General features: G+C 61.7%; 6 protein-coding genes. 5 read left to right on the top strand and 1 reads right to left on the bottom strand.

All coding sequences use genetic code 11. The annotated features are described in order from the left end of the window. Positions 1–475 precede the first annotated feature (475 nt). Positions 476–775 carry a PAAR domain-containing protein gene (locus JO015_20500; protein MBW0001483.1) on the top strand — a complete coding sequence of 100 codons (300 nt, stop codon included), beginning with the start codon at positions 476–478 and terminating at the stop codon, positions 773–775. Positions 776–866: 91 nt separating this feature from the next. Here JO015_20500 and JO015_20495 read toward each other — a convergent pair whose 3' ends face one another. After that, entirely contained in the window at positions 867–2,450 is a 1,584-nt protein-coding gene (locus JO015_20495; protein ID MBW0001482.1) for a methyltransferase regulatory domain-containing protein, read from the bottom strand. Between the two features lie 80 nt (positions 2,451–2,530). Between JO015_20495 and tssA the strand changes: the two genes are divergently transcribed. From tssA to JO015_20475, 4 genes are all read left to right on the top strand, one after another. Beyond that, complete coding sequence (gene tssA, locus JO015_20490; protein MBW0001481.1) at positions 2,531–3,592, top strand: type VI secretion system protein TssA; 1,062 nt, start codon at positions 2,531–2,533, stop codon at positions 3,590–3,592. A 300-nt stretch (positions 3,593–3,892) separates the two neighbouring features. Beyond that, positions 3,893–4,414: a type VI secretion system contractile sheath small subunit gene (gene tssB, locus JO015_20485; protein ID MBW0001480.1), complete on the top strand. Its 522-nt coding sequence runs from the start codon at positions 3,893–3,895 to the stop codon at positions 4,412–4,414. A 15-nt stretch (positions 4,415–4,429) separates the two neighbouring features. Then, positions 4,430–5,935 (top strand): type VI secretion system contractile sheath large subunit, encoded by a 1,506-nt coding sequence (tssC, locus tag JO015_20480; protein MBW0001479.1) that lies wholly within the window; start codon positions 4,430–4,432, stop codon positions 5,933–5,935. A 159-nt stretch (positions 5,936–6,094) separates the two neighbouring features. Next, a partial coding sequence (locus tag JO015_20475; protein ID MBW0001478.1) for a type VI secretion system tube protein Hcp occupies positions 6,095–6,413 on the top strand: 319 nt, incomplete at its 3' end.

Below are 6,413 nucleotides of genomic sequence, written 5' to 3'. Positions count from 1 at the left end.
GAGTTCGGAGTTCGGGGTTCGGAGGCGTCGTAGAACCAGGTCCGATCTCCCCCGAGGGGCACGCTCACCCGGCCGGAAAACGAAATGATCCGCAGAACACGCAGAAGCACGCAGAAAAGAGAATACATCCACAGATTACACAGATTGACACAGATTAAAGAAACCCTGGGCAACTGTGAGCTTGACACTCGCACCCACCCTCCATCCTGCCGCTCCGAACTCCGAACTCCGAACTCCAAACGCTTTCCCCTTCTTCCTCTTCCTCCTCTTCCCGCCGTGTTCGCCGTGGCTCGCCGTGTTCGCCGTGTGAACTCTTACGTGGTGCCCGTGGTGTGACCGTGTGAACTCTTACGTCGTGCCCGCCAAACCCGCTGTGCCCGCCGTGTGACCGTGTGACCGAACTCCTAAATCCGATTCGCGGGTTCGGGAGAGAATTCTCCTTGTCGCGCCCGCTCAAAACGCCTTAAAAACAAACATGCCTCCTGCCGCCCGAGTTGGTGACATGCATACGTGCCCGATGCAGACGCCCGGTGTGCCGCCGATTCCGCATGTAGGCGGTCCGATCTTGCCGCCGGGAGTTCCAACCGTGCTGATTGGCGGCCAGCCTGCGGCGGTGGTCACCAACATGTGCACCTGCGTCGGCCCGCCGGACGTCATCCTTAAAGGGTCAACCTCCGTGCTTATCGGCGGGTTGCCGGCCGCACGTATAGGCGATCAAACCGCACACGGCGGCGTGATCGTCATGGGTCTGCCGACGGTGGAAATCGGCGGATAGCCCCTCGCTTCCGCCGTGTTCGCCGTGTGAACTCTTACGTTGTGCCCGCCACACCCGTTGTGCCCGCCGTGTGACCGAACCCCGAGCCTCTTCAGGCGACCAGCATTGCTTCGCGGGCAAGGGAGGCAAGTCCTTGTTCTACCCTTTTTGCCAGCACGCCCGGGACTGCGTCCGGCGCGGTGATTCGGATCTCGTTTTCGAAGAGCTCGGCTTCACCTTGCAAAACCACCTGGGTCAGCTCGGCGATGAGAGCCCGCCGGTCGCGGGTTCCGTCCAGCAGCAGCACCAGCCGGCGGCTCAGGAGATCCGGGAAACGGATAGAGGCGTGCAACTGGTTGGTGGCCACATCGCCGCGCTCGAGCTGGTAGCGGGCCAGCCGGCTGACCGCCGGCCGTTCACCGGCCTGCTTGGCGACGCGATACGGTTGAATGTGCAGGGTGAGAAACCCTGCCCGGTGCGCGCGCACCAGGGCGGCGGACAGGGTTTCTTCCGCGGTGACCGATTCCCGGTTACCTTGCGGACCGGCCAACTCGGCCGTCGCTCGATCCAGCAGGGCAGGAAAGCCGAGGGAGCAAGGCCATTCCGAGCACAACACCTCCAGCGCGGCGCGGATCAGCGGGTGCGCGGTGTCCACCACGGCGCCACCCCGGCGCCGGAACACCGAGAGGCGCCCCTGCGCCGTGTCGCGTTGTTCCGCCAGGGTTGCGTCGCACACCGCGTGAAGGTGGGGTACGCGTGCGGTCAAGTTCACCGGAGCGATCGATTTCTCTTCACGGCACAACAGCGTCTTGCGGAAGGCGCAGCCCCGCACAAAATCTTTGTATTGCTCCCGGACCACCTCGGTCGCGTTTTCCAGGTTATCCAGCAGGTTAAAAACGCTCGCATCGTATTCCTGCGACGGAAGTTCGTTCGCGCCGGCTTCGCCGAGGTAGCGCAACCCGTGGCGGGCCGCATCGGCTACGAACTCATAAAAGTAGAAAGGTTGATTCTGCGCGCTCAGGTCATCGTGGAAGACGACGGGATCCGCAACCTTCAATAAGCGCTCGAACTGATGCTTTACCGCAACGTGGTAATAATCCGGCTCACGGCGGGCCCCGGCCACGAATTTAAGCAGGCCCCGGGCCTGCCCGACGCGGTCGGAGGGGTCGCTGAATTGGGCAGTGTGAAAGCGCATCATACCGCGGACTAATTCGCGCAGATGATTTCCCGGGTAGGCGTTGTAACTGACGTAAGCCACCCCGTCCGGCGCCAGCAATTCCTGGCAGATTTCAAGGATACGCTCCCGGACCGGGGCGGGCACCCAGGAATAGAGGCCGTGGGCGATGAGGTAATCGAACCGGCCGAACTCGGCCCGGCTGACCGTTACGAGGTCGCGCGCATGCAGGAAAAGGTTTCGGAGTCCCAGGCCGGCAGCAAACTCCTTTCCAGCGGCGATCGGGTCGGCGGCCAGGTCGACCCCGACGAACTCGCTATCCGGAAATTCGCCCGCCATGGCGGCGAGGTTGATGCCGAAATTGCAGCCGAGTTCGAGTACCCGGCACCGGTCGAGGGGCGCCGGGTGCAGCCCGCGCAGGTAAGCAATCGTTGCGAGGCGATTCGGATGGGCCTCCTGGATGCAGCGTGCGGGGTAGAGCACTTCGTTGTAGGCATCGGCCGGACCGGTTAACTCCTCCATACGGCTGCACGGTGAGCCTTTCACTTCCCTCTGGACAAGCGAAAATAGATCTTTTAGTCAGGCAATCTTACCTTTCGCCCATGATCTCCGTTGAGGAACTGCTGCAACCCATTTCGGAGGACGCGCCGTGCGGCGAGGATCTCTCGTACGACATTGCCCTCCAGGAACTCGAGAACTCGGCCCGCGGAAAGCCGGAAACCCAATTTTCCGCCGCGGAACCGCCGGAGTGGAAGCAGGTCGCGAAGACCGGGTTGGAACTCTTTTCGCGGTCAAAGGATTTACGGATTGCCCTCATGCTTACGGTGGCGTGGCTGGAACTTGAAGGCTTGCCGGGTTTCCACCGGGGAATCGGTGTGATGACGGGTTTGCTGGAGACGTTCTGGGCCGTGGTTCACCCGCAACTGGATCCGGCAGACGACAACGATCCGTTGCAGCGCATGAACATCGTGGCGTCGCTGGCGACGCCGGTCGGGACGTACGGCGATCCCTACCGGGTGCTGGAGCGGCTCAGAGCGGCGCCCCTGACGGATTCGATGCAGCTGGGCCGGCTCAGCCTGACGGATCTCCTGCGGACAGAATCGGGCACCGCGGCCGAGGGAGGCGGCGAGCAGCGCACGCCGGCGCAGATCGAGGGGGCCTTTCGCGACACGAGCCCGGAGTTTCGGGCGAACAATTACCAGTCGGTGACCGCGGCGCTGGCGCTGGTGAAAGGACTCGACGATTATCTTACCAACATCGTCGGTGCGAGCAACGCACCCGACCTGTCGGCGCTCAGCTCGGAACTGGCGGCCATACAGAAACGCATTGCCCCCTACTTCGAGGCAACCGGGGCGGCTGCCGCGCCGGTCGAAGCCGGCGTTGCTGCCGGCGAGACCGGGGAGCTGGGGCCGGCGGTGGCCGGGGCTTCGGCCGCTTTCAGCGTGACCGGCGAGATCCGATCCCGTGAGGAAGTTTTACGCTTGCTAGATAGGATCTGCCATTACTATGCACGATACGAACCCTCCAGCCCCGTCCCTTTGATCCTGAAGCGGGCGGCCCGGCTGGCGGCGATGGATTTTATGCAGATCATCGCGGACCTGACCCCCGACTCGGCCACTCAGGTCCGGGCGATCACGGGCGAACCGGAGCCCACGCCGGAATAAGTGCAAGTGCGACCCTTCGGATTCACAGCGCCGAACAAAACCCCTTTGCGAATTCGCATTGACACGTTTCAAAGGTTTTGATTGTTTCCATTAATTAGATGTCCCCGTCCTCCACTAGCCCGGGGAACGCCTGATCGGCGCTTAGCAGCACACACCTATCCTTATGTGACAACCCAGCGTGCCCAGGCGATCCTGGGGGGTCGGTCGGCATCCAACTGAATCGATCTTCCGATCCGCCTTCCAGCGCCTTCACCCGGTCGGGTAGGCGCATCCCGGCCGCTAACCCAATAAATTGACGGTATGCCGAAAGCCAGCAGTCAGAAATTCATTGCCCGGAACCGGGCGCCGCGCGTGCAGATCGAGTACGACGTGGAACTCTACGGGGCGCAAAAAAAGATCGAGATTCCTTTCGTGATGGGCGTAATGGCGGATCTGTCCGGCAAGCCGGCTGACCCTCTGGCGCCGGTGGCCGAGCGCAAATTTCTCGAGATCGATATCGATAATTTCGATGACCGGCTCAAAGCGGCTAAACCGCGCGTCGCCTTCAGCGTTCCGAACACGCTGACGGGCCAGGGCAACCTCTCCGTTGATCTTACCTTTGAAAGTCTGGACGACTTTTCGCCCGGTGCGGTGGCCCGCAAGGTGGAAGCGCTAAACAAGTTACTCACCGCGCGCAACCAGTTGAGTAACCTGATCACGTACATGGACGGCAAGACCGGCGCAGAAGACCTGGTTCGCAAGCTTCTGGCCGATCCGACGCTCCTGAACGCGTTGGCATCAGCGCCCAAGCCGAGTGATGTCCCCGCTGGAGGGCAAGCCTAACCGGAGTCAGATCGTATGGCCCAAGATAATCTAAACCCACAGGCCGGGGCGGCTGCGTCCGCGACGGCCACGCTGGAGCCGACCGAACTCGAGTCGCTCCTGAACCAGGAATTCAAGCCGAAGACCGAGCAGGCCAAAACGGCCGTTCAAGAAGCCGTTAAAACCCTGGCCGAACAGGCCCTGGGCAGCGCGGTCGTGATATCCGACGACGTGCTGGCGACGATCCAGTCGTTGATCGCCGAACTGGACCGGAAACTCTCCGAACAGGTGAACCGGATCATTCACCATGAGGACTTTAAGCAACTCGAGGGCACCTGGCGTGGTCTGTACCACCTGGTAAGCAACACCGAGACGGACGAGATGCTCAAGATCCGGGTAATGAACATCTCCAAGAAGGATCTCGGCCGGACCTTGAAAAAATACAAAGGCACCGCGTGGGATCAGAGCCCGATCTTCAAGCGGGTCTACGAGGATGAATACGGATCGCCCGGCGGCCAGCCGTACGGGTGCCTGATCGGAGATTACGCCTTTGACCATAGCCCTCCGGACGTCGAGTTGCTCGCGGGCATGGCGCAGGTCGCGTCGGCGGCACACGCTCCCTTTATCGCCGGGGCTGCACCGACCGTGCTGAACATGGACACCTGGCGGGAGTTGAGCGACCCGCGCGATCTCACCAAGATCTTTCAAACGCCGGAATACGCCGCCTGGCGTTCGCTGCGCGATTCCGAAGATTCCCGGTACCTCGGCCTGGCAATGCCCCGGTTTCTGTCGCGGATGCCGTACGGTGCCCGGTCCAACCCGGTCGACGAGTTCGCTTTTGAGGAAGACACCGAAGGCGCCGACCACAATAAGTACGTCTGGTCGAACTCGGCCTACGCGATGGGCACCAACATTACCCGCGCGTTTAAACTCTACGGCTGGTGCGCGCAGATTCGCGGTACGGAAAGCGGGGGCATGGTGGAAGGGTTACCCGTGCACACGTTCCCGACGGATGACGGCGGCGTCGACATGAAGTGTCCGACCGAAATCGCCATCACGGACCGCAGAGAGGCGGAACTTGCCAAGAACGGGTTCATGCCCCTCTCCCACTACAAAAACACGGATTACGCAGTGTTCATCGGGGCGCAGTCGCTGCAAAAGCCGGCCGTGTACGATGATCCGGACGCAACGGCGAACGCAAACCTGGCGGCTCGTCTGCCTTACCTATTTGCGACCTGCCGTTTTGCTCACTACCTGAAGTGCATGGTCCGGGACAAGATCGGTTCGTTCAAGGAACGCTCGGACATGGAGCGCTGGCTCAACGATTGGATCCGGAAATTCTGCGTTGACGGCAGCACGGCGTCGGAAAGCCAAAAGGCGCTTCGGCCGCTCGCGGATGCGCACGTTGAGGTTTCGGAAGTGGAAGGCAACCCGGGCTATTATTCCTCCAAGTTCTACCTTCGACCGCACTACCAGCTTGAAGGTCTCACCGTTTCGCTGCGCCTCGTCTCGAAGCTGCCTTCGGTCAAAGGCGGCAAGTAAACAAGCAAGCCGCAAACCGCCTGACAACCATTTCTCCGGCTCGCGGGGGTGGCCTCTTGCGCCGCAGGCGACCCCACCGGGTCCGGAGTGCCTTACCCGAGCAACCCTGAACGGCGCACCTAACTCAGCAGCAACAGAAGGAAAGAAAGACCTTAGTTTATGGCCGTAGACATGTTCCTGAAAATCGCCACCGTCGATGGCGAGTCCCGCGATTCAAAGCATAGCAAAGAAATCGACGTGCTGGCCTGGTCCTGGGGGATGAGCAACGCCGGCTCGGCCCACGTCGGCGGCGGCGCCGGGGCCGGCAAAGTCAACGTCCAGGACGTCAGCGTCACCAAGTACGTTGACAGCAGCTCGCCCAAGCTCATGCTGGCGTGCGCCTCGGGAACCCACTACGATAACGCCCTGCTCACGGTGCGCAAAGCCGGCGGGGACTCGCCCGTGGAGTACATCAAGATCAAGATGGACGAGGTCTTCA

It is taken from the genome of Verrucomicrobiota bacterium (assembly GCA_019247695.1).
Classification (GTDB): Bacteria; Verrucomicrobiota; Verrucomicrobiia; order Chthoniobacterales; family JAFAMB01; genus JAFBAP01.
This window is presented reverse-complemented; position numbering and strand designations above follow the sequence as displayed.

Coding starts and splice junctions, on each gene's coding strand:
- JO015_20500 (MBW0001483.1), top strand. CDS start 476: ATGCCTCCTGCCGCCCGAGTTGGTGACATGCATACGTGCCCGATGCAG.
- JO015_20495 (MBW0001482.1), bottom strand. CDS start 2,450: ATGGAGGAGTTAACCGGTCCGGCCGATGCCTACAACGAAGTGCTCTAC.
- tssA (MBW0001481.1), top strand. CDS start 2,531: ATGATCTCCGTTGAGGAACTGCTGCAACCCATTTCGGAGGACGCGCCG.
- tssB (MBW0001480.1), top strand. CDS start 3,893: ATGCCGAAAGCCAGCAGTCAGAAATTCATTGCCCGGAACCGGGCGCCG.
- tssC (MBW0001479.1), top strand. CDS start 4,430: ATGGCCCAAGATAATCTAAACCCACAGGCCGGGGCGGCTGCGTCCGCG.